Genomic DNA, 23,426 nt, shown 5'->3' on the forward strand with positions numbered 1-23,426 from the left:
GGTCACGGAAGATCGGACGGACCCGTCCGCCCGACCCCGAGGTGACGCCCGGCCATGTTCACCACCCGTCCCACCCTCCAGGGCACCTTCGGCATGGTGTCGTCCACCCACTGGCTGGCCTCGCAGTCCGCGATGGCGGTCCTGGAGCGCGGCGGCAACGCCTACGACGCCGCCGTGGCGGGAGCGTTCGTGCTGCACGTCGTCGAACCGCATCTGAACGGGCCGGCCGGCGAGGTGCCGATCCTCCTCGCCCCGGCGGGCGGCGAGGTGCGGGTGCTGTGCGGCCAGGGCGTCGCCCCGGCGGGCGCGACCGTCGCCCACTACCGGGGCCTCGGCCTGGACCTCGTCCCCGGCACCGGACCGCTGGCCGCCGCCGTCCCCGGCGCCTTCGACGCCTGGATGGTCCTGCTCCGCGACCACGGCACGCTCGCGCCCGCCGACGTCCTGGAGTACGCCATCCACTACGCCGAACACGGGCACGCGCCCGTGGAGCGCGTCGGCGAGACGGTCGAGACCGTGCGGGAGCTGTTCGAGACCGAGTGGACCTCCTCCGCCGAGGTGTACCTGCCGGACGGCGAGCCGCCCCGCCCCGGGACGCTCTTGCGCAACCCGGCGCTCGCCGCCACCTGGAAACGCCTGCTCGACGAGACCGCCGGCGCCGGCGACCGCGTCGCGCGGATCGAGGCCGCCCGCGAGGTGTGGCGCTCCGGGTTCATCGCCGAGGCCCTGGTCCGCCAGGCGCACCGGCCCACCCTCGACACCAGCGGCGAACGCCACACCGGCACCCTCACCGCCGTCGACCTGGCCGGCTGGTCCGCGACCTACGAGGCGCCGGCGACGTACGACTGGAACGGCTGGACCCTGTGCAAGGCCGGGCCCTGGAGCCAGGGCCCGGTCCTCCTCCAGCAGCTCGCCCTGCTCCCGGACGAGCTGCCGCCGTACGGGTCCGCCGACTACGTCCACCTGCTGATCGAGGGCTGCAAACTCGCCATGGCCGACCGGGAGGCCTGGTACGGCGACGCCGCCGAGGTGCCGCTCGCCGACCTGCTGTCCGACGCCTACAACGCCGATCGCCGCCGGCTGGTGGGCGACACGGCCTCCTTCGAGCTCCGGCCCGGCAGCCCCGGCGGCCGTACGCCCCGGCTCGGCGCCCACGCGCGGGGCGCCGCCGTCGCAGCGCCCGGCTCCGTGCCCGGCGCCGGGGAGCCCACGGTCGCCAGGTCGCCCCTGTCGCCGGTGCCGGGCGAGCCGGAGGTGGCCGCCGACGGCAGCACCCGCGGCGACACCTGCCACCTCGACGTCGTCGACCGGTGGGGCAACATGGTCGCGGCCACCCCGAGCGGCGGCTGGCTGCAGTCCAACCCCGTGGTGCCCGAACTCGGCTTCCCGCTCGGCACACGGCTGCAGATGACCTGGCTGGAGGAGGGCCTGCCGAGCTCCCTGACGCCCGGGCGGCGCCCCCGCACCACGCTCACCCCCACCATCGCGCTGCGCGACGGCGTGCCCGTGCTGGCCTTCGGCACGCCCGGCGGGGACCAGCAGGACCAGTGGCAGCTGCACTTCTTCCTCGCCGTCGCCCTGCGCGGCCCGGTCCGTGGCGGCCTCGACCTCCAGGGCGCGATCGACGCCCCGAACTGGCACAACGACAGCTTCCCCGGATCGTTCCACCCGCGCGGCAGCCGGCCCGGGAGCGTCACCGTGGAGGCCCGCACCGACCCCGCCGTGGTGGACGGGCTGCGGCGGCGCGGCCACGACGTCACGGTCGGCGACGCCTGGTCGGAGGGCCGTCTGTGCGCGGTCGCCCGCGACCCCGCGACCGGGGTCCTGTCGGCCGCGGCCAACCCGCGCGGCATGCAGGGCTACGCCGTCGGGCGCTGACGGGCCACGACGATGCCCGCCCGCGAGTTCACCGGGAGGCCATCCGCAGGTCACCCGGCGGGCGGGCGTTGTCAGTGGCGCGTGTTTCCATGGACGGGTGATCGAAGACAACGAAACCATCGAAGAGTTTCTCGCCCAGCACGCCACCGACGTGGAGGACGCCGTCCGCAAGGCGGCGGCCGCCGAGATCATGCCCCGCTTCCGCCGGCTCGCCGACCACGAGATCGACCGCAAGAGCGGGCCGCACGACCTGGTCACCCACGCCGACCGGCTCGCCGAGCGATACCTCACCGACGCCCTCGGCGCCCTCCTGCCCGGCTCGGTCGTCGTCGGCGAGGAGGCGGTGCACGCCGACCCGTCGGCGTACGACGCGCTCCGCGGCGACGCCCCGGTGTGGATCGTCGACCCCGTCGACGGCACCCGCCAGTTCGTGCACGGCGACAGCGGCTTCTGCACCCTGGTCGCCCTCGCCCTGCGCGGCGAGCTGCTCGCCTCCTGGACCTACGCGCCCGCGCTCGACCGGCTGGCCACCGCCGTCCGGGGCCGGGGCGCCTTCCTCGACGGCGAGCGGCTGCGCGCCGGATCCCCGGACCCGGCCCGTGACCTGCGGGTCGCCACCTCCCACCCCGACTTCACGACCGACGAGCAGAAGCGGTCCCTCCTCGGCCTGTGGACCGACGGCGTCGCCCCGCGCCCGTGCGGATCGGCGGGCCTGGAGTATCTGGCCGTCGCCCGGGGCGAGTTGGACGCCGTCGCCTTCGGCTGGGAGGCGGCCTGGGACCACGCGGCCGGCCTGCTGCTCGTACGGGAGGCCGGCGGCGCCCACCTGACGCACACGGGAGAGCCGTTCCGTATCACCGGGGGCAATGCCCTGCCGTTCACGGCCGCCCGCGACGCGGCCACCGCCCGGCGGGTGGCGGGACTCCTGTCCGGCGAAGCGCGCGGCGCGGCGTAGGAGGCGCAGGAATAGAGTCCGCGGTGGGGGACGTGGGGGAGCGGAGGTGGGGCCGCGAGGGCCCGGCCTATCCTGATCCCTCTAGGCCGCCGCCTGAGGAAGGGGTCCGAACGTGCCGTCGATGCTCGACGCAGTCGTGGTGGGTGCGGGACCGAACGGCCTGACCGCCGCCGTGGAGCTGGCCCGCCGCGGCTTCTCCGTGGCCGTGTTCGAGGCCCGGGACACCGTCGGCGGCGGGGCCCGCACGGAGGAGCTGACGCTGCCCGGCTTCCGGCACGACCCGTGCTCCGCCGCGCACCCCCTCGGCATCAACTCGCCCGCCTTCCGGGCGATGCCGCTCGACCGCTACGGCCTCGAGTGGCTGCACGCCGCGCTGCCGATGGCCCACCCCTTCGCCGACGGCACCGCCGCCGTGCTGTCCCGGTCCGTCGCCGAGACGGCCGCCTCCTTCGGGCCGCGCGACGCGGGGACGTACCGCCGGCTGGTCGCCCCCTTCCTGTCCAAGTGGGACACGTTGGCACGGGACTTCATGTCGCTGCCCCTCACCGCGCTGCCCCGCGACCCGGTCACCCTCGCCCGGTTCGGCCTGACCGGCCTGCCGCCGTCGACCTGGCTGATGCGCCGCTTCCGCGACGAGCGGGCGCGCGCCCTGTTCTCCGGCCTGGTCGCCCATGTGATGGCCCCGCTGAGCGGCTTCGCGACCGGCGCCATCGGCCTGGTCTTCGCCCTCGCCGCGCACGCCCGCGGCTGGCCCGTCGCCCGGGGCGGCTCCCAGTCGATCTCCGACGCCCTCACCGCCTACCTGAAGGACCTGGGCGGCTCCGTGCACACCGACTACGAGGTGAAGCGGCTCGACGACCTGCCGCCCGCGCGCGCGTACGTCTTCGACACCTCGCCCACCGCGCTCGCCCGGATCGCCGGCTTCGGCGGCTACTACGACGACTACCGGTACGGCTCAGGCGTCTTCAAGATCGACTACGCGCTGGACGGCCCGGTGCCCTGGACCGCCCCGGAGGCCCGGCGGGCCGGCACCGTGCAGGTCGGCGCGGACAGCGCGGAGATCGGGGCGGCGCTGCGGGCCGCGTCACGCGAGGGACGCGCACCCGACCGGCCGTTCCTGATCACCGTGCAGCCCAGCGTCGCCGACCCCACCCGCGCCCCCGAGGGCAAGCACGTCTTCTGGGCGTACGGCCATGTCCCCAACGGCTGGACCGGCGACCTCACGGACGCCCTGGAACGCCAACTGGAGCGCTACGCACCCGGGTTCCGTGACCGGGTGCTCGCCCGCGCCACGGCCGGCCCGGCCGAACTCGCCGCCCGCAACGCCAACTACGTCGGCGGCGACATCGGCACGGGTGCCGCCACCGGACTCCAGCTCCTGCTGCGCCCCAAGCTGTCGCTGTTCCCGTACCGCACCCCGCACCCCGCGATCTACCTCTGCTCGTCCGCGACCCCGCCCGGCCCGGGCGTGCACGGCATGTCGGGGCACAACGCGGCCAAGGCGGTCTGGCGCCGTCTGCGCCAGGAGCCCTGACCCCGGCCCGACACCTGCGGGGACCGGCACGCCCTGCTAGGAAGGGCTCATGACCACCATCGGACTCGTACAGGGCGACATCACCCGTGAGGCGGCCGACGCGATCGTCAACGCCGCGAACTCCTCCCTGCTCGGCGGAGGCGGTGTGGACGGCGCCATCCACCGGCGCGGCGGCCCCGAGATCCTCGCCGAGTGCCGCGCGCTGCGCGCCTCCCGGTACGGCAAGGGTCTGCGCACCGGGCAGGCGGTCGCCACCACGGCGGGGCAGTTGCCGGCGCGCTGGGTGATCCACACGGTCGGCCCGGTCTGGTCGTCCGGCGAGGACCGCTCCGACCTGCTGGCCTCCTGCTACCGCGAGTCGCTGCGCGTCGCCGACGAACTCGGCGCCCGCACCGTCGCGTTCCCCGCCATCTCCACCGGGATCTACGGCTGGCCCATGGACGACGGCGCCCGGATCGCGCTGGAGACCGTCAGGTCGGCGGTGACCGCCGTCGAGGAGGTGCGGTTCGTGCTCTTCGACACGGCCGCGTACGAGGTGTTCGCCCGGCGGCTGGAGGCGTGAACACCGCCCGCGGCTGATCCGTACCCCCTCCCGTGGAGACGCACCAGGCACACCAGGCACCCGTGAGGAATCGAGGAGGCGGTACCCGGGGAGGCGGCGCGCGCCGCGGGGTCGCGCTCGTCGCCGGACTGGCGCCCCTGCTCCTGGCCACCGCGTGCGGCGGCGGCGACGCCGGTCCCGCCGCCGCTTCGGGCGGCCCGCCGAAGGTCTCCGCCGCCGAGGCCGGGGTGGTGGCCCCGGCGAAGGTCGAGGTGATCGCCGGCCTCACCGGGTGCGAGGTGAGGATCAGGACCGAGGCGGACGAGCTGCGCGAGGGCGTCTGCCGGACGAAGCGGGGCGACTACCTCGTCACGACGTTCCCCGAGGAGCGGCTGAAGCGGGACTGGCTGGACGCGGCCGCCGTCTACGGCGGCACGTACCTGGTCGGGACCCGGTGGGTGGTCAGCGCCGAGCCCGCCGTGCTGGAGCGGCTGCGGCCCCGGCTCGGCGGCAGCATCGAGCACCTGCGCGGCATCGGCCCGAGCGCCCCCGCGTCCCCCTGAGGCGCCGAGGCGATCCGCCGCCGCCCAGGCCGGCCGACGTCCGTGTCGGATTCTCGCCAGCGCGAGCCCGCACACATCCCCGATGCTGGACGCATGAGCCAGGGGATGCACACCGACGTCGAGCGCTGCGTGCGCGCCGTGCAGTCGAAGGACGCCCGCTTCGACGGGTGGTTCTTCACGGCGGTCGTCACGACCGGGATCTACTGCCGGCCCAGCTGTCCCGCGGTCCCGCCCCGGCCCGCGAACATGCGGTTCCTGCCGAGCGCCGCCGCCTGCCAGCAGGCCGGCTTCCGCGCCTGCAAGCGGTGCCGCCCCGACACCAGCCCCGGCTCGCCCGAGTGGAACCAGCGCGCCGACGTCGTGGCGCGTGCGATGCGGCTGATCGCCGACGGCGTCGTGGACCGCGAGGGCGTCCCCGGCCTCGCCGCGCGCCTCGGCTACAGCACCCGGCAGATCGAACGCCAGCTCCTCGCCGAGCTCGGCGCCGGCCCGCTCGCCCTGGCCCGCGCCCAGCGCGCCCAGACCGCGCGGCTCCTCATCGAGACGACCTCCCTGCCCATGGCGGACATCGCCTTCGCGGCCGGCTTCGCCTCCGTGCGCACCTTCAACGACACCGTCCGCGAGGTCTTCGCCCTCGCCCCGACCGACCTGCGTGCCCGGGCACCCCGCTGCGCCCAGGGCGGCACCGCGGGGGCCCTCACCCTGCGCCTGCCGTTCCGCGCCCCCCTCAACCCCGACAACCTCTTCGGGCACCTCGCGGCGACCGCCGTGCCCGGCGTCGAGGAGTGGCGGGACGGCGCGTACCGGCGCACGCTCCGGCTGCCCTACGGGCACGGCATCGTGGCGCTGAGCCCGCGCCCCGACCACATCGCCTGCCGCCTCACCCTCAGCGACCTGCGCGACCTCACCGTCGCGACCAGCCGGTGCCGGCGGCTGCTCGACCTCGACGCCGACCCGGTCGCCGTCGACGACCAGTTGCGCACCGACCCGGTGCTCGCGCCGCTGATCGACAAGGCACCCGGGCGCCGGGTCCCGCGCACGGTCGACGAGGCCGAGTTCGCCGTACGGGCCGTGCTCGGACAGCAGGTCTCCACGGCGGCCGCCCGCACCCACGCGGCCCGCCTGGTCACCGCGCACGGAGAGCCGGTGGACGACCCGGAGGGCGGCCTCACCCACCTCTTCCCGGAACCGGCCGCTCTCGCCTCTGTGGCTCCCGAGGCCCTGGCGATGCCCCGCAGCCGCCGCACCACCTTCACAACCCTGGTCCGCCGGCTCGCCGACGGCGACATCCGCCTCGGCCCCGACAGCGACCGGCCCGAGACCCGGGCGAGACTGCTCTCCCTGCCGGGCTTCGGCCCCTGGACGGTCGACGTCATCGCGATGCGCGCCCTCGGTGACCCCGACGCCTTCCTCCCCACCGACCTCGGCGTCCGCCGCGCCGCCCTGGAGCTGGGCCTGCCGTCCACCCCGGCGGCCCTCACCGCCCGCGCCGCCGCCTGGCGCCCCTGGCGGGCCTACGCCGTCCAGTACCTGTGGGCGACGGACAGCCACCCCATCAACGTCCTCCCCGCATAAGGAGAAACCGGTGCGACAGCACACCGTCATCGACAGCCCGTACGGCCCGCTCACCCTCGTCGCCGACGACGGCGTCCTGAGCGGCCTCTACATGACCGACCAGCGCCACCGCCCCGCCGAGGAGACCTTCGGCCCTCGCGACGCGACACCCTTCGCCCAGGCCGAGGAACAACTCGAGGCCTACTTCGCGGGCACGCTGAGGGAGTTCACCCTCCCCCTGCGGCTGGCGGGCACCCCGTTCCAGCGCAGCGTCTGGGACGCCCTGCGCACCATCCCCTACGGCGAGACCCGCACCTACGGCCAACTCGCCGACGCTCTCGGCAAGTCGGGCGCCTCCCGAGCCGTCGGCCTCGCCAACGGCAGAAACCCGATCGGCATCATCGTCCCCTGCCACCGAGTGGTGGGCGCCTCCGGAGCCCTCACCGGCTACGGCGGCGGCCTCCCCCGCAAACAACGCCTCCTGGCGTTCGAGAGCGGGGCGGCCCTGTTCTGAGGGCGTGCCTCAGGCGTCCTTGCCGATCCGCCGCAGCAGCTCCGGCAACGCCTTCCCGATCGGTTCGCGGACGACCTCGTCGGCCAGGTCGTCGTAGGGGGTCGGTTCGGCGTTGACGATGATCAGGCGGGCGCCGTGGTCGGCGGCGACGCCCGCCAGGCCGGCGGCGGGCTGGACCTGGAGGCTGGAGCCGACCGCGACGAAGACCTGGCAGGCCTTGGTGATCGCGACCGCCTGGCCGAGGACCTCCGGGTCGAGCCGTTCGCCGAACATCACCGTCGCGGACTTCAGGACGCCGCCGCACTCCAGGCACGGCGGGTCGTCCTCACCGGCGTCGACCCGGGCCAGCGCGTCCGCCATGGGGGAGCGGGCGTGGCACCTGGTGCACACCACCTGCCGTTCGGTGCCGTGCAGCTCCAGGACCTTGCGGGCGGGCAGGCCGGCCTGCTGGTGCAGCCCGTCCACGTTCTGTGTGAGCACCCGCACCGGCACCCCGGACCGCTCCAGCTCGGCGACCGCGTGGTGCGCCGCGTTGGGCTCGGGGCGCCGCGCGTGGTTCTCCCGCCGCAGCAGCCAGGACCGGCGCCGGACGTCCGGGTCCGCCATGTAGTACTCGTACGTCACGAGCTTCTCGGCCTCGGGGTCGCGCCGCCACAGGCCGTTCGGCCCGCGGTAGTCGGGGATGCCCGAGTCGGTCGAGATGCCGGCACCGCTGAGCAGGGCCACCAGGGGCTTGGTCATGCGCCGAGCGTAGGACGGGCGGCGGGAACGCGGCGAATGGATATTCGACTGGGCACCCGAAACGCCGGGTTCCGGTGCTAGCGTGCCCGCATGGCCAAGGTCACCGTCTCGCTCGATGCCGAACTCGTCGTGGAGGCCATGGTCCTCGCGGGCGTCGGCAGCCCCCAGGACGCCGTCGAGCTCGTCCTGCGCGACTACGTCCAGCGCGGCCACCGCACCGAGGCGCGGGTCGCCGAGCGCGACGAGGCGCTGCGTGAGGTGGACGTCCGGCCGCGGGACGTCGAGGGCTGACCCCGTCCGGGTCAGGCCACCCTGTGCCCGTTCTCCAGTTCCACCGGAGCGGTTCCGTCCTCCACGGCGTCCAGCGCGGCCAGCACCCGGCGGCCCAGGGCGCCCGGCAGATGGCCGGCCAGCTCCTCGCGGGGCACCAGCCGCCAGGACAGCAGCTCCTCCTCCTGCAGCCGGATCGCCTTCAGCTCGTCGTCGGTGAGCACGCCGCCGTCGTACAGGTACGCCACCAGCGGCGGGCGTCCGACGCCGTGCACCCAGTCCACCGCGAGCAGCCGGCCCAGCGCCCGGTCCAGGCCGATCTCCTCGAGCGTCTCGCGCCGCGCGCCCTGACGAGGCGTCTCGCCGTCGTCGGACTCGATCGTGCCGCCGGGCAGCGCCCAGCCCTCGCGGTAGTTCGGCTCCACGAGCAGCACCCGTCCCGCGGTGTCACGGAAGAGGGCGGCGGCGCCCGCGAGGATGCGCGGGAGACTCGCGATGTACGCGGCGAAGTCCGGCGTCGAGGTCATCCCTGAAGGGTAACCAGCGAAGCGGCCGTGGAACGCGCGCCCGCCTACGCACCCAGCTCCGCCAGCCGCACCGTCCGCTCCGCCAGCTCGCTGATCCGGGCGCCGTCGAAACCGAAGACCGCGCTGCGCACCGTGTCCTCCAGCGGCTCCGTCCACTGCGCGGGGATCGCCGCGGCACCGCTCAGCACACCGGCCACCGACCCGGCCGTCGCCCCGTTGGAGTCGGTGTCCAGGCCCCCGCGCACGGTGAGGGTGATCGTGCGGGTGAAGTCGCCGTCGCCGTACAGCAGTCCCGCCGTGAGGACGGCCGCGTTCGGGACCGTGTGGATCCAGCCGAGGCCCGCCGTCTCCTCCATCACGGTGCTGAGCGTGTCCTCCCAGGACATCCGTGTCTCGTGGAGGGTCGCCACCCGCCGCACGGTCCGGGCGAGCCGGCTGCTCGCCGGGATCACGGCGAGCGCCCGGTCGACGGCCTCGCGGATCGTGGACGCCGTGAACGCCGCCGCGATCAGGGCCGCCGCCCACATCGCCCCGTACACCCCGTTGCCGGTGTGCGAGAGCACCGCGTCCCGGCGGGCGAGGGACGCGGCACGGGCGGGGACGCCCGGCGAGGTCCAGCCGTAGACGTCGGCGCGGATGAGGGCGCCGATCCACTCCTGGTGCGGATTGTCGTAGGTGGCGGTGAGCGGCGGCTTCAGACCGTTCGCCAGATTCCGGTACGCCGCCCGCTCCGCCGTGAACGTCTGCAGATACGGCAGCCGCAGCAGCCACAGGTCGCCGACCTGCTCGGTGCTGAAGGCGAAGCCGTGCCGCTCCAGGAGGTCGAGGCCGAGGATCGCGTAGTCGACGTCGTCGTCGCGGCAGCTGCCGTGGATACGGCCGCGCACGCACTCACGCCACTCGGGGCGCAGCGAGCGCCCGTCCTCCTCGTCGGCCGGCTCGGGCAGATAGTCGGTGAGCGGCAGGGCCGCGGCCCGGCGCAGATAGCGGTCGATCCGGTCGCGCGTCCACAGGTCGCCCTGCTCGACCGGCTTGCCGAGCATGTTGCCCGCGATCCGGCCCAGCCAGCCGCCGAGGACGCGGTCGGCGAGCTCCGGGTCCGTGCCCACAGAGGTCATAGGACCGGTCTACCCGATTCCGGCGGCCCATGCGCCCGCGCGCACCGGGGCCGTCCCACGCCCCGGCCGGGGCATGGCGGGCCCGGGGTGCCGCCGGTTAAGGTCGCAGCGGCGCGACTGGCCCCGACCTGTGCGGGGCCCGGAGAGCAAGGGGATACAGGTGACACAGCGCGTGCTCATCGCCGCGGACAAGTTCAAGGGGTCGCTCACGGCCGTGCAGGTCGCCGAGCGGGTCACCGCCGGTCTGCGCCGGGCCGCCCCGGGCGTGGAGGTCGAGGCCATGCCGGTCGCCGACGGCGGTGACGGCACCGTCGACGCGGCGGTCGCGGCCGGTTTCGAGCGCCGCGAGGTGCGGGTCGCCGGACCGCTCGGCCACGAGGTGACGGCGGCGTTCGCGCTGCGCGGCGACACCGCGGTCGTGGAGATGGCCGAGGCCAGCGGCCTCCAGCGGCTGCCCGCGGGCGTCCTCGCCCCCCTCACGGCGTCCACGTACGGCTCCGGCGAGCTGCTGCGGGCGGCCCTCGACGCCGGGGCCCGCACCCTCGTCTTCGGCGTCGGCGGCAGCGCCACCACGGACGGCGGAGCCGGGATGCTGAGCGCGCTCGGCGCCCGCCTGCTCGACGCGGACGGCGAGCCGGTGGCGCCCGGCGGGGGCGGCCTCGCCGAGCTGGCCACCGCCGACCTGTCGGGCCTGGACCCCCGCCTCGCCGGGGTCGACCTGGTGCTCGCCAGCGACGTGGACAACCCGCTGACCGGCCCGAAGGGCGCGCCGGCGGTGTACGGCCCGCAGAAGGGCGCGTCCCCGGACGACGTCGCCGCGCTGGACGCGGCTCTCGCGCACTACGCCAAGGTCCTGGAGAGCGCCCTCGGCCCCCGGGCCGCCCAGCACGCCTCGGCGCCGGGCGCCGGAGCCGCCGGCGGCATCGGGTACGGCGCCCTCCTGCTCGGCGCCCGCTTCCGGGCCGGCATCGAGGTCATGCTCGACGTCCTGGGCTTCGGGCCCGCCGTGGAGCGCGCCGACCTGGTGATCACCGGCGAAGGCTCGCTGGACGAACAGACCCTGCACGGCAAGGCCCCGGCCGGGGTCGCGTCGGCGGCCCGCGCGGCCGGCAAGGAGGTGGTCGCCGTGTGCGGGCGCCTCGCGCTCGCGCCGGAGGCGCTCGGCCGGGCCGGCATCCGGCGGGCGTACCCGCTGACGGATGAGGAGCCGGACGTGGCGGTGTGCATCGCGGACGCCGGGCCGATCCTGGAGCGTGTCGCGCAACGCATCGGACGGGACTTCCTGAGCTGAGCCCGGGGCGGGCGCCCAGGCATGCGAAAGGGCCCCGGACCAGTTCGGTCCGGGGCCCTTCCCGTCACGGGAGGCGGGTCGCTACGGCAGCTGGGCCGCGCGCGCCTCGCGCCGGTTGTCGCGGAAGTTGTTCACCCGACGGGCCGTGGCGAACAGCGGGATCACCGCGCCCGTCACCAGCTGGAGCGCGCAACCCGTCTGGAGGAGCAGCTGACCGCTCGGGGCGTCGAACGCCCAGGCGGCGAGCAGACCCATGGACACCACGATCCAGGACAGCATCGCGATCGCGAGGCGGCCGCGCGGCTTCGGGTACTCGACCCGGCTCACCATCAGCCAGGCCGTGCCCAGGATCGCCAGGAGCGTCGCCACGAAGGGCAGCTCCAGCAGGACGATCGAGACGACCGTCAGCGCGCCGAACGGCGACGGCATCCCCTGGAACATCCCGTTGGGGACGGACACGCAGGAGAAGCGCGCCAGCCGCAGCACGACCGCCAGCAGCACCACGATCGCCCCGACCGCGGCCACTCTCTGGTGCGCGTCGTCGGCGACCATGCCGTAGACCAGGACGAAGTACGCCGGGGCCAGGCCGAAACTGATCAGGTCGGACAGGTTGTCCAGCTCGGCGCCCATCGGGGACGAGCGGAGCTTGCGGGCGACCAGTCCGTCGAACAGGTCGAACACCGCCGCGCAGAGCATCAGGATGACCGCCGTGGCCGCGCTGTGGCGGGCCATGCCGGACTCCTGGCTGCCCGTGAGGTGCGGGATCAGGATGCCGGTGGTGGTGAAGTACACCGCCATGAAGCCGCACGTCGCGTTGCCGAGGGTGAGGGTGTCCGCTATCGACAGGCGGAGAGAGAGCGGCATCTCCTCCTCTTCGTCGACCTCGTCCGCGCCCGGCACCCAGCCCGGCTGTGTCTCTGGATCAATCACGGTCAATGCGAGTCACCCCAGCCACGGTCTTCTGCCCGACCTCGACCGCGACCTCCACGCCTTCCGGCAGGTAGATGTCGACACGGGAGCCGAAGCGGATCAGACCGATGCGGTCGCCCTGCTCGACCTTCGTGCCCTGCGGGATGTAGGGGACGATGCGACGGGCCACGGCGCCGGCGATCTGGATCATCTCGATGTCGCCGAGTTCGGTGTCGAAATGCCAGACTACGCGCTCGTTGTTCTCGCTCTCCTTGTTGAACGCCGGCACGAACCCGCCCGGGATGTGCTCGACGGACGTCACCGTGCCGGAGAGCGGCGCCCGGTTGACGTGGACGTTGAGCGGGCTCATGAAGATCGCGACGCGGGTGCGGCCGTCCTTCCACGGCATGATGCTCTGCACCACACCGTCGGCCGGGGAGATGACCCGGCCCTGGGCGATCTCGCGCTCGGGGTCGCGGAAGAACCACAGCATGCCCGCCGCCAGAGCGGTGGCGGGTACGGCCACGGCCTTGGCGACGCCGGAGCGGCGTGCGCGGGCCAGGCTGAGGGCTGCGGTGGCGACGGTCGGGAGAAGCCACGGCGATGCTCCGCGCGCGAGGCGTACGCCGGCCCGGCTGTCGCGTGGTGCAGAGGTTTGGCTGTGGGGCATGGATGACCTTCGTAGCGGATGATGCCGCGCTTCAACGGGGGACGGCGGCTTTCCGGGGATCGTACCGGTCGCGGCCCACAACTGGGCAAGCCAGGAAGCCGAGTCGGCGGCTGAAGAGTATGTACGGGGTGTGATCTTCTTCTCGAAGAAAACACCCCGAACTCGGACAATCTATCCCTGGAATCGATACTCTTCGAGCAGCCTGCGACCGATGATCATTTTCTGGATCTCGGCGGTACCTTCACCGATGAGCAGCATCGGGGCCTCACGGTAGAGGCGCTCGATCTCGTACTCCTTGGAGAAGCCGTAGCCGCCGTGGATCCGGAAGGCGTCCTCCACGACTTCCTTGCAGTATTCGGAGGCGAGGTACTTCGCCATCCCTGCTTCGAGGTCGTTTCGCTCACCGGAGTCCTTTTTGCGTGCCGCGTTCACCATCATGGCATGCGCGGCCTCCACCTTGGTAGCCATCTCGGCCAGCTTGAACTGGATGGCCTGGTGCTGGGCGATCGGCTTGCCGAAAGTGTGACGCTGCTGGGCGTACTGGACGCCCAGTTCGAAGGCACGCTGAGCGACACCGCAGCCACGCGCCGCCACATTGACGCGGCCGACCTCGACGCCGTCCATCATTTGGTAAAAACCTCGGCCGGTGACGCCGCCGAGCACCCGATCGGCCGGAATGCGCAGGCCGTCCATGATGAGCTCGGTCGTGTCGACGCCCTTGTAGCCCATCTTGTCGATCTTGCCGGGGATGGTGAGTCCCGGACGGACCTCGCCGAAGCCGGGCTCCTTCTCCACGAGGAACGTCGTCATCGACTTGTGGGGCGCGGTGCCCTCAGGGTGTCCTTCGTCACTTCGGACCAGAACGGCGACCAGAGAGGACGTGCCGCCGTTCGTCAGCCACATCTTCTGGCCGTTGAGGACGTACTCCTCACCGTCCTTCACCGCCTTCGACGTGATCGCGGACACGTCGGAGCCGAGGGCCGGCTCCGACATGGAGAAGGCGCCGCGGATGTCGCCGGCCGCCATCCGCGGAAGGAAGTGCTCCTTCTGCTCCTGGGTGCCGTGCTGCTTCAGCATGTACGCCACGATGAAGTGCGTGTTGATGATGCCGGACACCGACATCCAGCCGCGGGCGATCTCCTCCACGCACAGCGCGTACGTCAGGAGCGACTCGCCCAGACCCCCGTACTCCTCGGGGATCATCAGGCCGAAGAGGCCGAGCTCCTTCAGACCGTCGACGATCTGCTGGGGGTACTCGTCACGGTGCTCCAGCTCGGTGGCGACCGGGATGATCTCCTTGTCCACGAAGTCGCGGACGGTGGAGAGGATCTCCTGCTGGACGTCGGTCAGACCGGCGGTCTGGGCGAGACGGGCCATCGCTTACTTCCCCTGTTCCTTCAGCTCGGGGCGGCCCGGCTGCTCGCCGCCGCGCTCCTTGATGTACGTCTCGGTGGGCACCATCACCTTGCGGCGGAACACGCAGACCAGCGTGCCGTCCTGCTTGTAGCCCCTGGTCTCGACGTGGACGATGCCGCGGTCGTTCTTCGACTTCGACGGCCACTTGTCGAGCACGGTCGTCTGGCCGTAGATGGTGTCGCCGTGGAAGGTCGGCGCCACGTGCTTCAGCGACTCGATCTCCAGGTTGGCGATGGCCTTGCCGGAGATGTCCGGCACGGACATGCCGAGCAGCAGGGAGTAGATGTAGTTGCCCACGACGACGTTCCTGCCGAAGTCCGTCGTCTTCTCCGCATAGTTCGTGTCCATGTGGAGCGGGTGGTGGTTCATGGTGAGGAGACAGAACAGGTGGTCGTCGTACTCCGTGACCGTCTTGCCCGGCCAGTGCTTGTACGTCGCCCCGACCTCGAACTCCTCGTAGGTGCGTCCGAACTGCATGACGGTCAGGCCTCCGGGATCTCGAACTTCGACGTGCGCTTCATGCCGGCGGCGCGGCCCTTGCCCGCGATGACCAGGGCCATCTTGCGGCTGGCCTCGTCGATCATCTCGTCGCCGAGCATCGCGGAGCCCTTCTTGCCGCCCGCCTCGGACGTGTAGTAGTCGTACGCGTCCAGGATCAGCTCGGCGTGGTCGTAGTCCTCCTGGGAGGGCGAGAAGATCTCGTTGGACGCCTCGACCTGGCCCGGGTGCAGCACCCACTTGCCGTCGAAGCCGAGCGCGGCGGCGCGCTGGGCGACCTCGCGGTAGCCGTCGACGTTGCGGATCTGCAGGTAGGGTCCGTCGATCGCCTGGAGGTCGTTGGCGCGGGCGGCCATCAGGATCTTCATCAGGATGTAGTGGTAGGCGTCCGCCGGGTAGCCGGGCGGCTGCTCACCCACGACCAGCGACTTCATGTTGATGGACGCCATGAAGTCGGCCGGGCCGAAGATGATGGTCTCCAGGCGCTGCGAGGCCTGGGCGATCTCGTTGACGTTGTTCAGGCCCTGCGCGTTCTCGATCTGCGCCTCGATGCCGATCTTGCCGACCTCGAAGCCCATGGTCTTCTCGATCTGGGTGAGGAGGAGGTCCAGCGCGACGACCTGCTGGGCCGTCTGCACCTTCGGCAGCATGATGCAGTCGAGGTTCTGGCCGGCGCCCTCGACGACCGTGACGACGTCCCGGTACGTCCACTCGGTCGTCCAGTCGTTGACGCGGACGACGCGCGTCTTGCCCGTCCAGTCGCCCTCGTTGAGGAACTTGACGATGGTGTGCCGCGCCTCGGGCTTGGCGAGCGGGGCGCACGCGTCCTCCAGGTCGAGGAAGACCTGGTCCGCCGGGAGGCCCTGCGCCTTCTCCAGGAAGCGCGGGTTGCTTCCCGGCACCGCGAGACAGGAGCGGCGGGGACGCAGACGGTTGACGGTCATGCGGGGACCTCCAGGGGGTCGAGCTTGTTCGCTTTCCGGATCTCGTCGACGATGCGGCCGATGATCCCGGTGATGTCGAAGTCCTTCGGGGTGAAGACGGCGGCCACTCCGGCTTCCTTCAGCTGCTCGGCGTCACCATTCGGGATGATGCCACCGGCGATCACGGGTATATCTGTGGCACCGGCCACACGGAGGCGTTCCAGGACGTCCGGGACGAGCTGCGCGTGCGACCCGGACAGGATCGACAGGCCGACCGCGTGCACGTCCTCGGCGAGGGCCGCGTCCACGATCTGCTCCGGCGTCAGCCGGATGCCCTGGTACACCACCTCGAAGCCGGCGTCGCGGGCGCGCACGGCGATCTGCTCGGCGCCGTTGGAGTGCCCGTCGAGGCCGGGCTTGCCGACCAGGAAACGCAGCTTGCCCACGCCCATGTCCTTCGCCGTCAGCTCCACCGTGCGGCGCACCCGGGACAGGGCCGAGCCCTCCTCGGCCGGGATCGCGACCGGCGCCGAGGAGACCCCGGTCGGGGCGCGGAACTCGCCGAACACCTCGCGCAGCGCCCCGGCCCACTCGCCGGTCGTGACGCCGGCGCGGGCGCACTCCAGGGTGGCCTCCATGAGGTTGTCGGTGCCCTTCGCGGCCTCCTTCAGCCGCTCCAGCGCCTTGCAGGGACGCGGGTGGTTGAAGGGCGGCTGGTACCGCGTGTCCCGCCAGTGCTGGAGCGAGGCGATGACGCGGGCCTCGACGGCCGGGTCGACCGTCTGGATCGCGGTGTCCAGGTCGGCGGTGAGCGGGTTCGGCTCGGTCGTCTCGAAGATGTTGACGCCGACGATCTTCTCCTGGCCGGACTCGATCCGGCCCCGGCGCTCGGCGTGCGAGGCGACGAGCTGCGACTTGAGGTAGCCGGACTCGACGGCCGCCATCGCGCCGCCCATCTCCTGGATCCGCTCGATCTCGGCGAACGACTCCTCGACCAGCGCCGCGACCTTCGCCTCGATGACGTGCGAGCCCTCGAAGATGTCCTCGTACTCCAGCAGGTCGCTCTCGTGCGCGAGGACCTGCTGGATGCGCAGCGACCACTGCTGGTCCCAGGGGCGGGGCAGGCCGAGGGCCTCGTTCCAGGCGGGCAGCTGCACGGCACGCGCGCGGGCGTCCTTGGAGAGGGTGACGGCCAGCATCTCCAGCACGATCCGCTGGACGTTGTTCTCCGGCTGCGCCTCCGTCAGGCCGAGCGAGTTGACCTGGACGCCGTAGCGGAAGCGGCGCTGCTTGGGGTTCTCGATGCCGTACCGCTCACGCGTGATCCGGTCCCAGATGCGGCCGAACGCGCGCATCTTGCACATCTCCTCGATGAAGCGGACGCCCGCGTTCACGAAGAAGGAGATACGGGCCACGACGTCCCCGAACTTCTCCTCGGGGACCTGCCCCGAGGCGCGCACGGCGTCGAGGACGGCGATGGCGGTGGACATCGCGTACGCGATCTCCTGGACCGGCGTGGCGCCCGCCTCCTGCAGGTGGTAGCTGCAGATGTTGATCGGGTTCCACTTCGGGATGTGGGAGACCGTGTACGCGATCATGTCCGTCGTCAGGCGGAGCGAGGGCCCCGGCGGGAAGACGTGCGTCCCCCGGGACAGGTACTCCTTGACGATGTCGTTCTGGGTCGTGCCCTGGAGCCGGGTGATGTCCGCGCCCTGCTCCTCGGCGACGACCTGGTAGAGCGCCAGCAGCCACATGGCGGTGGCGTTGATCGTCATCGAGGTGTTCATCTGCTCCAGGGGGATGTCCTGGAACAGCCGGCGCATGTCACCGAGGTGCGCGATCGGCACGCCGACCCGGCCGACCTCGCCGCGGGCGAGGATGTGGTCGGAGTCGTACCCGGTCTGCGTGGGCAGGTCGAACGCGACCGACAGACCGGTCTGCCCCTTGGCGAGGTTGCGCCGGTACAGCTCGTTGGACGCCTCGGCCGTCGAGTGGCCGGCATACGTCCGCATGAGCCACGGACGGTCCTTCTGACGCTCTGTCATCCCCCGGCCCTCAGATGTTCCGGAAGCGGTTGATGGAGTCGAGGTGCTTGGCGCGCAGCTCCTGGTCGCGCACGCCCAGGCCCTCCTCGGGGGCGAGGCACAGCACGCCGACCTTGCCCTGGTGCAGGTTGCGGTGCACGTCGTAGGCGGCCTGGCCGGTGTCCTCCAGGGAGTACACCTTCGACAGGGTCGGGTGGATCTTGCCCTTCGCGATGAGCCGGTTGGCCTCCCAGGCCTCGCGGTAGTTGGCGAAGTGCGAGCCGATGATCCGCTTCAGCGACATCCACAGGTAGCGGTTGTCGTACTGGTGCATGTAGCCCGAGGTGGAGGCGCAGGTGGTGATGGTGCCGCCCTTGCGGGTGACGAAGACCGAGGCGCCGAAGGTCTCGCGGCCGGGGTGCTCGAAGACGATGTCGATGTCCTCGCCGCCGGTGAGCTCGCGGATGCGCTTGCCGAAGCGCTTCCACTCCTTGGGGTCCTGGGTGTTCTCGTCCTTCCAGAACTTGTAGCCCTCGGCGTTGCGGTCGATGATCGCCTCGGCGCCCATCGAGCGGCAGATCTCCGCCTTCTGCGGGGAGGAGACGACGCAGATCGGGTTGGCGCCGCCGGCGAGGGCGAACTGCGTGGCGTACGAGCCGAGTCCGCCGCTCGCGCCCCAGATCAGGACGTTGTCGCCCTGCTTCATGCCGGCGCCGTTGCGGGAGACGAGCTGGCGGTAGGCGGTGGAGTTCACCAGGCCCGGGGCCGCGGCCTCCTCCCAGCTCAGGTGGTCCGGCTTGGGCATGAGCTGGTTGGACTTGACGAGGGCGATCTCGGCGAGGCCGCCGAAGTTCGTCTCGAAGCCCCAGATGCGCTGCTCGGGGTCGAGCATCGTGTCGTTGTGCCCGTCGGACGACTCCAGCTCGACGGACAGGCAGTGCGCGACGACCTCGTCTCCGGGCTTCCAGGAGTTGACGCCCGGGCCGGTGCGCAGGACGACGCCCGCGAGGTCGGAGCCGATGATGTGGTACGGCAGGTCGTGGCGCTTGGCCAGCTCGCTGGTGCGGCCGTAGCGCTCCAGGAAGCCGAAGGTGGACAGCGGCTCGAAGATCGAGGTCCACACCGAGTTGTAGTTCACCGAGGAGGCCATGACGGCCACCAGGGCCTCGCCCGGGCCGAGCTCGGGCAGGGGCACGTCGTCGAGGTGGATCGACTTGCGCGGGTCCTTGTCGCGGGTCGTCAGGCCCGCGAACATCTCCGTCTCGTCCTTGTGCACGGTGATGGCGCGGTACGACTCGGGGAGCGGGAGGGCGGCGAAGTCCTCCGACGTGGAGTCGGGCGACTGGATCGCGGCCAGGATGTCCTTCATGGTCACGGTGTTGCCTCCGGCGGTGAGCGCCCTGAGGGAGGGGCGCTGAGGGTTACGTCGGTGCTGCTGAGGGTTTTTTCGGGGGTGCCGTCGGTTCGGCCGGTGGTGCTGTTCGGCAGCGCATGGTGGCGCGGGAGGTTGCCTGTGACGCAGGCGCCGGGCGCGCAGGCCCCGGGAGGGGCTTGCGGGGACAGCCGGCGTACGAAAGGTCTCTGCACGCCGGCCGCCCGGACTCCTTCAACGTATGGCACGGCGTGTCATCCGGCAAGGCACTGCGTGCCAGAAGTTGCTCTCAGATGAAATCTTTACGTAACAAATGAGCGATGATCGATCGAACGCGCCGGGGAAGACCCCTGAAAAGGGCCCCTGACATGCCAAAACGGCCACCCTGGCGGATGGCCGTCGTCACAGCGGGGGAGTGGCGGGGCCCACTCCGGAACGGGCGCCTCAGCGCTCCTTGAGGGCCTGCTCGATGGTCCGCATCACCTCGTCCAGCGGCGCGTCGGTCCGCGCCACCGTCACCAGGACCTCGCCCTCGGTGGCCACCGAGGCGGTCGTGGTACGCGGGCCGGTGTCCCGGCCCGCGCCGATCCCCGTCCCGAACGTGCGGCGCACGATCGCGAAGGCGTGGTCGAGCTGCGCCTCCACGTCGCCCTGCCCGCCGGCCCGCAGCCAGCGCCGCAGCACGTGGTTGTGGGCGGTGACCACCGCCGACGCCGCGACCTCCGCGAGCAGCGGGTCGTCGTTGGCGTCGTCGTCGTGCGCGTGCTCGTCGAAGTGGCCGAGGAGGTAGCGGGTGAACAGGCGCTCGTAGCGGGCCACCGAGGCGATCTCCGCCTCCCGCAGGGTGGGCACCTCGCGGGTCAGCTTGTAGCGGGCGACCGAGATCTCCGGCCGGGCCGCGTACATCCGCATGACCTCCTTGATGCCCCGGCACACCGTGTCGAGCGGGTGCTCGTGCGGCGGGGCGGCGTTCAGCACCGCCTCGGCGCGGACCAGGGTGTCGTCGTGGTCCGGGAAGATCGCCTCTTCCTTGGAGCGGAAGTGACGGAAGAAGGTGCGGCGGGCGACCCCGGCCGCGGCCGCGATCTCGTCGACCGTGGTCGCCTCGTATCCCTTGGTCGCGAACAGCTCCATGGCCGCGGCCGCCAGTTCGCGGCGCATCTTGAGCCGTTGGGCGGCGGCACGGCCGCCCGCGGCACTCTCCGGCGCGTCGGGCGCAGCTGGTGTACGTGAGGACTTGGCGGGCTGGGACATGACCCGAACGTACTGCATGTCCGCAGCTCGATGCGCGTGTACGGGGTTTCCCCCGCCCTGGGCGGGCGGGGGTCCTCCGGCCGGATCGAGCAGTCCGCCCCAGTCGCGGTCGCCTCGGAACCAGTCGCCGATGCCGTCAGCGGCGGGCATATTCGCGGAAGCCGCGGCCGGTCTTGCGGCCGAGGCAGCCCGCGGCCACCAGGTGCTCCAGCAGGGGCGCCGGAGCGAGGCCCGGGTCGCGGAACTCGCGGTGCAGGACCTTCTCGATGGCCAGCGAGACGTCCAGCCCGACGACGTCCAGCAGCTCGAACGGGCCCATGGGGTAGCCGCCGCCCAGCTTCATCGCGGCGTCGATGTCGTCGAGCGACGCGTAGTGCTCCTGCACCATCTTGATCGCGTTGTTGAGGTACGGGAACAGCAGGGCGTTCACGATGAACCCGGCCCGGTCGCCGCAGTCGACGGCGTGCTTCCTGATCTTCGCGCAGACCTCGCGGACCGTGGCGTGCACGTCGTCGGCGGTCAGGACCGTGCGGACGACCTCGACCAGCTTCATGGCCGGCGCCGGGTTGAAGAAGTGCATGCCGATCACGTCCTGCGGACGCGAGGTGGCCCGGGCGCAGGCGACGACGGGCAGCGAGGAGGTCGTGGTGGCGAGCACCGCGCCCGGCTTGCAGACCTTGTCCAGCGCCGCGAACAGCTGCCGCTTGACGTCCAGGTCCTCGGCGACGGCCTCCACGGCCAGGTCGACGTCGGCGAACGCGTCGTAGCTGCCGGCCGCGGTGATCCGGTCCAGGGTCTGCGCGGCGGCCTCGGCGGTCATCCGGCCCCTGTCCACGGACCGCGACAGCGACTTGCCGATGCGCGCCTTCGCGGCCTGCGCCTTCTCCTCGCTGCGGGCGGCGAGGACGACGTCGTACCCGGCCTTGGCGAAGACCTCGGCGATGCCGGACGCCATGGTGCCGGAGCCGGCCACGCCGACGGAGCGGACGGTCCGGCCCGGCGTCAGGGAGGCGCCCTCCAGCGGCGTCAGCGCGTCCCGCACGACGGTGGCGCTGCCGGGGGCCTCGTACGTGTAGAAGCCGCGGCCCGACTTACGGCCCGTCAGACCGGCCTCGCTGAGCTGCTTGAGGATCGGGGCGGGGGCGTGCAGCCGGTCGCGGGACTCGGCGTACATGGCGTCCAGGACCGTGCGGGCGGTGTCGATGCCGATCAGGTCGAGCAGGGCGAGCGGCCCCATGGGCAGCCCGCAGCCCAGCCGCATCGCGGCGTCGATGTCCTCGCGGGAGGCGTACTTCGCCTCGTACATGGCGGCGGCCTGGTTGAGGTAGCCGAACAGCAGGCCGTCGGCGACGAATCCGGGCCGGTCGCCGACGGCGACGGGCTCCTTGCCGAGGTCCAGGGCGAGGTTGGTGACGGCGGAGACGGCGGTCGGCGCGGTCAGCACCGAGGAGACGACCTCGACGAGCTTCATGGCGGGCGCCGGGTTGAAGAAGTGCAGGCCGAGGACACGCTCGGGACGGGCCGAGTCGGCCGCGAGCCGGGTCACCGACAGGGCGTTGGTGCCGGTCGCGAGGATCGTCCCGGGGCGGACGATGCCGTCCAGCTCCCGGAAGATCTGGTGCTTGATCTCGTACGACTCCGGGGCGACCTCGATGACCAGGTCCGCGTCGGCAGCGGCGCGCAGGTCGGTGGAGGTGCGGACGCGGGCGAGGGCGTCCGCGCGCTCCTGCCCGGTCAGCCGGCCGCGCTCCACGGCACGGGCGGTGGAGGACTCCAGGGCGGCGACGGCCTGCGCGGCCGCCGCCTCGCTGATGTCGATGCCGACGACCTGGCGGCCCGCCTTGGCGAGGACTTCGGTGATGCCGGTGCCCATCGTGCCGAGGCCGACCACGGCGACGGTCATGAGCGGGGACGGAGAGGTGTCGGACAGGGGAGTGGCCATCGCGGGACTCCAGGAATGAGGGTGACGACTGGGAACGCGCCCGGACGCGCCGGATGCGGAAGGAGTGCGGGTGTTGCCGGGCTGCGAGCGCACACGCCCGGTGCCGTCGCTGCGGACGTGCACACGTCCGAGGAGCGGTGATGACCGACCGGCCCTGTCCCGTGGCCGAGTCGTACTGCGGTACCTGGGTACCGAACCGACTGCTCTCGCGGAGGCTGCGTCACCAGGCCGCCGCGAGGGGGTGCGAGTGGGTAACTCGCTCGTCTGAGATTAACTCGCGGGTAACGAGCGCGCCACCCCCCGGGTTTGTGATGTAGGTCCCGCGCCTCCGCCCGCGCGCCTAACCTCTTCCCATGAGCGAAGAGTTGCGATCACTCACGGAGCGCTTACGGCAGGAGTCCGGAGCGACACCCGCGTACGACCGCCTCGTGGCCACCGGCGACCTCGACGAACTGGCGGACGTGCTGACCGGGCCCGGGCAGCCCCTGTGGGCGCGGGAGTTGGCCGCGTTCCGGCTCGGACTCGCCGGGGACCGGCGGGCGTTCGAATCCCTCGTCCTGCTGCTGAACCACCGGGACCCGCAGCGCTGCGCCTCCGCCGCGTACGCCCTCGCCCGGCTCGGCGACCCCCGTACGGCCCGCGCGGCGGCCGCCCTCGCCACCAACGAGCTGCGGGTCGCCTACGCGCTGCACCCGGTCCGTCTGCTGGTCGAACTGCGCGCCCCCGAGGCGGTGCCCGCCCTCATCACCACACTGGAGCGGCGGCTGCGCCCGCACGACCCCTACCGCCGGGTGGCCCTCGCCTGCGTCGACGGGCTGGGCGCGCTCGGCGACGACCGGGCCCGGCGCGTCCTGAACGAGGCGCTGGCCCACCCGGCCCTGGCGGAGGCGGCGGTGCGGGCCCTGGGGCGCATCCCGCGCCAGCGGTGACCG

Annotated in this window: 22 protein-coding genes; 10 read left to right on the forward strand and 12 right to left on the reverse strand. The window is 72.4% G+C overall.

What is annotated here, in order from left to right; genetic code table 11:
• Positions 1-54 precede the first annotated feature (54 nt).
• The 7 genes from ACFV46_RS16765 (at position 55) to ACFV46_RS16795 (ending at position 7,539) form a co-directional block, all read left to right on the forward strand.
• Positions 55-1,878, forward strand: a complete 1,824-nt coding sequence (locus tag ACFV46_RS16765) for a gamma-glutamyltransferase family protein (RefSeq protein ID WP_385498695.1) — start codon at positions 55-57, stop codon at positions 1,876-1,878.
• A gap of 97 nt (positions 1,879-1,975) precedes the next feature.
• Entirely contained in the window at positions 1,976-2,833 is an 858-nt protein-coding gene (locus ACFV46_RS16770) for an inositol monophosphatase family protein (protein ID WP_385498696.1), read from the forward strand.
• Positions 2,834-2,954: 121 nt separating this feature from the next.
• Positions 2,955-4,367 (forward strand): phytoene desaturase family protein, encoded by a 1,413-nt coding sequence (locus ACFV46_RS16775; RefSeq protein ID WP_385498698.1) that lies wholly within the window; start codon positions 2,955-2,957, stop codon positions 4,365-4,367.
• Positions 4,368-4,416: 49 nt separating this feature from the next.
• Entirely contained in the window at positions 4,417-4,929 is a 513-nt protein-coding gene (locus ACFV46_RS16780) for an O-acetyl-ADP-ribose deacetylase (protein ID WP_361927914.1), read from the forward strand.
• Positions 4,930-4,991: 62 nt separating this feature from the next.
• The gene (locus tag ACFV46_RS16785) at positions 4,992-5,471 is read left to right on the forward strand and encodes a hypothetical protein (RefSeq protein ID WP_361927916.1); all 480 of its coding nucleotides are present in this window, start codon (positions 4,992-4,994) and stop codon (positions 5,469-5,471) included.
• A 105-nt stretch (positions 5,472-5,576) separates the two neighbouring features.
• Positions 5,577-7,046 (forward strand): AlkA N-terminal domain-containing protein, encoded by a 1,470-nt coding sequence (locus ACFV46_RS16790; protein ID WP_385498773.1) that lies wholly within the window; start codon positions 5,577-5,579, stop codon positions 7,044-7,046.
• 10 nt (positions 7,047-7,056) lie between these two features.
• On the forward strand, positions 7,057-7,539 hold the full coding sequence (locus tag ACFV46_RS16795) for a methylated-DNA--[protein]-cysteine S-methyltransferase (RefSeq protein WP_385498699.1): 483 nt from the start codon (positions 7,057-7,059) through the stop codon (positions 7,537-7,539).
• A 9-nt stretch (positions 7,540-7,548) separates the two neighbouring features.
• Here the strand turns inward: ACFV46_RS16795 and ACFV46_RS16800 are convergent, their stop codons facing one another.
• Positions 7,549-8,280: an NAD-dependent deacetylase gene (locus ACFV46_RS16800; RefSeq protein ID WP_385498700.1), complete on the reverse strand. Its 732-nt coding sequence runs from the start codon at positions 8,278-8,280 to the stop codon at positions 7,549-7,551.
• 90 nt (positions 8,281-8,370) lie between these two features.
• Between ACFV46_RS16800 and ACFV46_RS16805 the strand changes: the two genes are divergently transcribed.
• Entirely contained in the window at positions 8,371-8,571 is a 201-nt protein-coding gene (locus tag ACFV46_RS16805; protein ID WP_283284849.1) for a type II toxin-antitoxin system VapB family antitoxin, read from the forward strand.
• Positions 8,572-8,582: 11 nt separating this feature from the next.
• On the opposite strand, the gene ACFV46_RS16810 is transcribed toward ACFV46_RS16805, so the two are convergent.
• Complete coding sequence (locus tag ACFV46_RS16810) at positions 8,583-9,077, reverse strand: NUDIX domain-containing protein (protein ID WP_385498702.1); 495 nt, start codon at positions 9,075-9,077, stop codon at positions 8,583-8,585.
• A gap of 44 nt (positions 9,078-9,121) precedes the next feature.
• Positions 9,122-10,195, reverse strand: coding sequence for an ADP-ribosylglycohydrolase family protein (locus ACFV46_RS16815; protein ID WP_361927927.1), 1,074 nt, complete (start codon positions 10,193-10,195; stop codon positions 9,122-9,124).
• A 172-nt stretch (positions 10,196-10,367) separates the two neighbouring features.
• On the opposite strand from ACFV46_RS16815, the gene ACFV46_RS16820 reads away from it, so the two are divergent.
• Positions 10,368-11,486 (forward strand): glycerate kinase, encoded by a 1,119-nt coding sequence (locus ACFV46_RS16820; protein WP_376727068.1) that lies wholly within the window; start codon positions 10,368-10,370, stop codon positions 11,484-11,486.
• An 81-nt stretch (positions 11,487-11,567) separates the two neighbouring features.
• On the opposite strand, the gene pssA is transcribed toward ACFV46_RS16820, so the two are convergent.
• The 9 genes from pssA to ACFV46_RS16865 form a co-directional block, all read right to left on the reverse strand.
• A complete protein-coding gene (gene pssA / locus ACFV46_RS16825) occupies positions 11,568-12,386 on the reverse strand; it encodes a CDP-diacylglycerol--serine O-phosphatidyltransferase (protein WP_062667064.1) in 819 nt (272 codons plus the stop codon).
• A 22-nt stretch (positions 12,387-12,408) separates the two neighbouring features.
• Positions 12,409-13,065, reverse strand: a complete 657-nt coding sequence (locus tag ACFV46_RS16830) for a phosphatidylserine decarboxylase (protein WP_048579466.1) — start codon at positions 13,063-13,065, stop codon at positions 12,409-12,411.
• A gap of 171 nt (positions 13,066-13,236) precedes the next feature.
• Positions 13,237-14,442 carry an acyl-CoA dehydrogenase family protein gene (locus tag ACFV46_RS16835; RefSeq protein ID WP_361927932.1) on the reverse strand — a complete coding sequence of 402 codons (1,206 nt, stop codon included), beginning with the start codon at positions 14,440-14,442 and terminating at the stop codon, positions 13,237-13,239.
• Between the two features lie 3 nt (positions 14,443-14,445).
• Positions 14,446-14,958, reverse strand: coding sequence for a MaoC family dehydratase (locus ACFV46_RS16840; protein WP_151786657.1), 513 nt, complete (start codon positions 14,956-14,958; stop codon positions 14,446-14,448).
• Between the two features lie 5 nt (positions 14,959-14,963).
• Positions 14,964-15,923 (reverse strand): CoA ester lyase, encoded by a 960-nt coding sequence (locus tag ACFV46_RS16845; RefSeq protein WP_115505607.1) that lies wholly within the window; start codon positions 15,921-15,923, stop codon positions 14,964-14,966.
• The gene (locus tag ACFV46_RS16850; RefSeq protein ID WP_361927934.1) at positions 15,920-17,947 is read right to left on the reverse strand and encodes a protein meaA; all 2,028 of its coding nucleotides are present in this window, start codon (positions 17,945-17,947) and stop codon (positions 15,920-15,922) included. Before ACFV46_RS16850 ends, ACFV46_RS16845 begins: the two co-directional genes overlap by 4 nt.
• A 10-nt stretch (positions 17,948-17,957) precedes the next feature.
• Complete coding sequence (gene ccrA / locus ACFV46_RS16855) at positions 17,958-19,295, reverse strand: crotonyl-CoA carboxylase/reductase (protein ID WP_361928207.1); 1,338 nt, start codon at positions 19,293-19,295, stop codon at positions 17,958-17,960.
• Positions 19,296-19,742: 447 nt separating this feature from the next.
• Positions 19,743-20,552 (reverse strand): TetR family transcriptional regulator, encoded by an 810-nt coding sequence (locus tag ACFV46_RS16860; RefSeq protein WP_361927936.1) that lies wholly within the window; start codon positions 20,550-20,552, stop codon positions 19,743-19,745.
• A gap of 136 nt (positions 20,553-20,688) precedes the next feature.
• On the reverse strand, positions 20,689-22,494 hold the full coding sequence (locus tag ACFV46_RS16865; RefSeq protein WP_361927939.1) for a 3-hydroxybutyryl-CoA dehydrogenase: 1,806 nt from the start codon (positions 22,492-22,494) through the stop codon (positions 20,689-20,691).
• A gap of 353 nt (positions 22,495-22,847) precedes the next feature.
• On the opposite strand from ACFV46_RS16865, the gene ACFV46_RS16870 reads away from it, so the two are divergent.
• Positions 22,848-23,423: an adenylosuccinate lyase gene (locus ACFV46_RS16870; protein ID WP_385498704.1), complete on the forward strand. Its 576-nt coding sequence runs from the start codon at positions 22,848-22,850 to the stop codon at positions 23,421-23,423.
• Positions 23,424-23,426: the final 3 nt, after the last annotated feature.

Origin of the sequence: Streptomyces sp. NPDC059852, assembly GCF_042731455.1 — a bacterium.
In the GTDB taxonomy this organism is placed as follows: Bacteria; Actinomycetota; Actinomycetes; order Streptomycetales; family Streptomycetaceae; genus Streptomyces.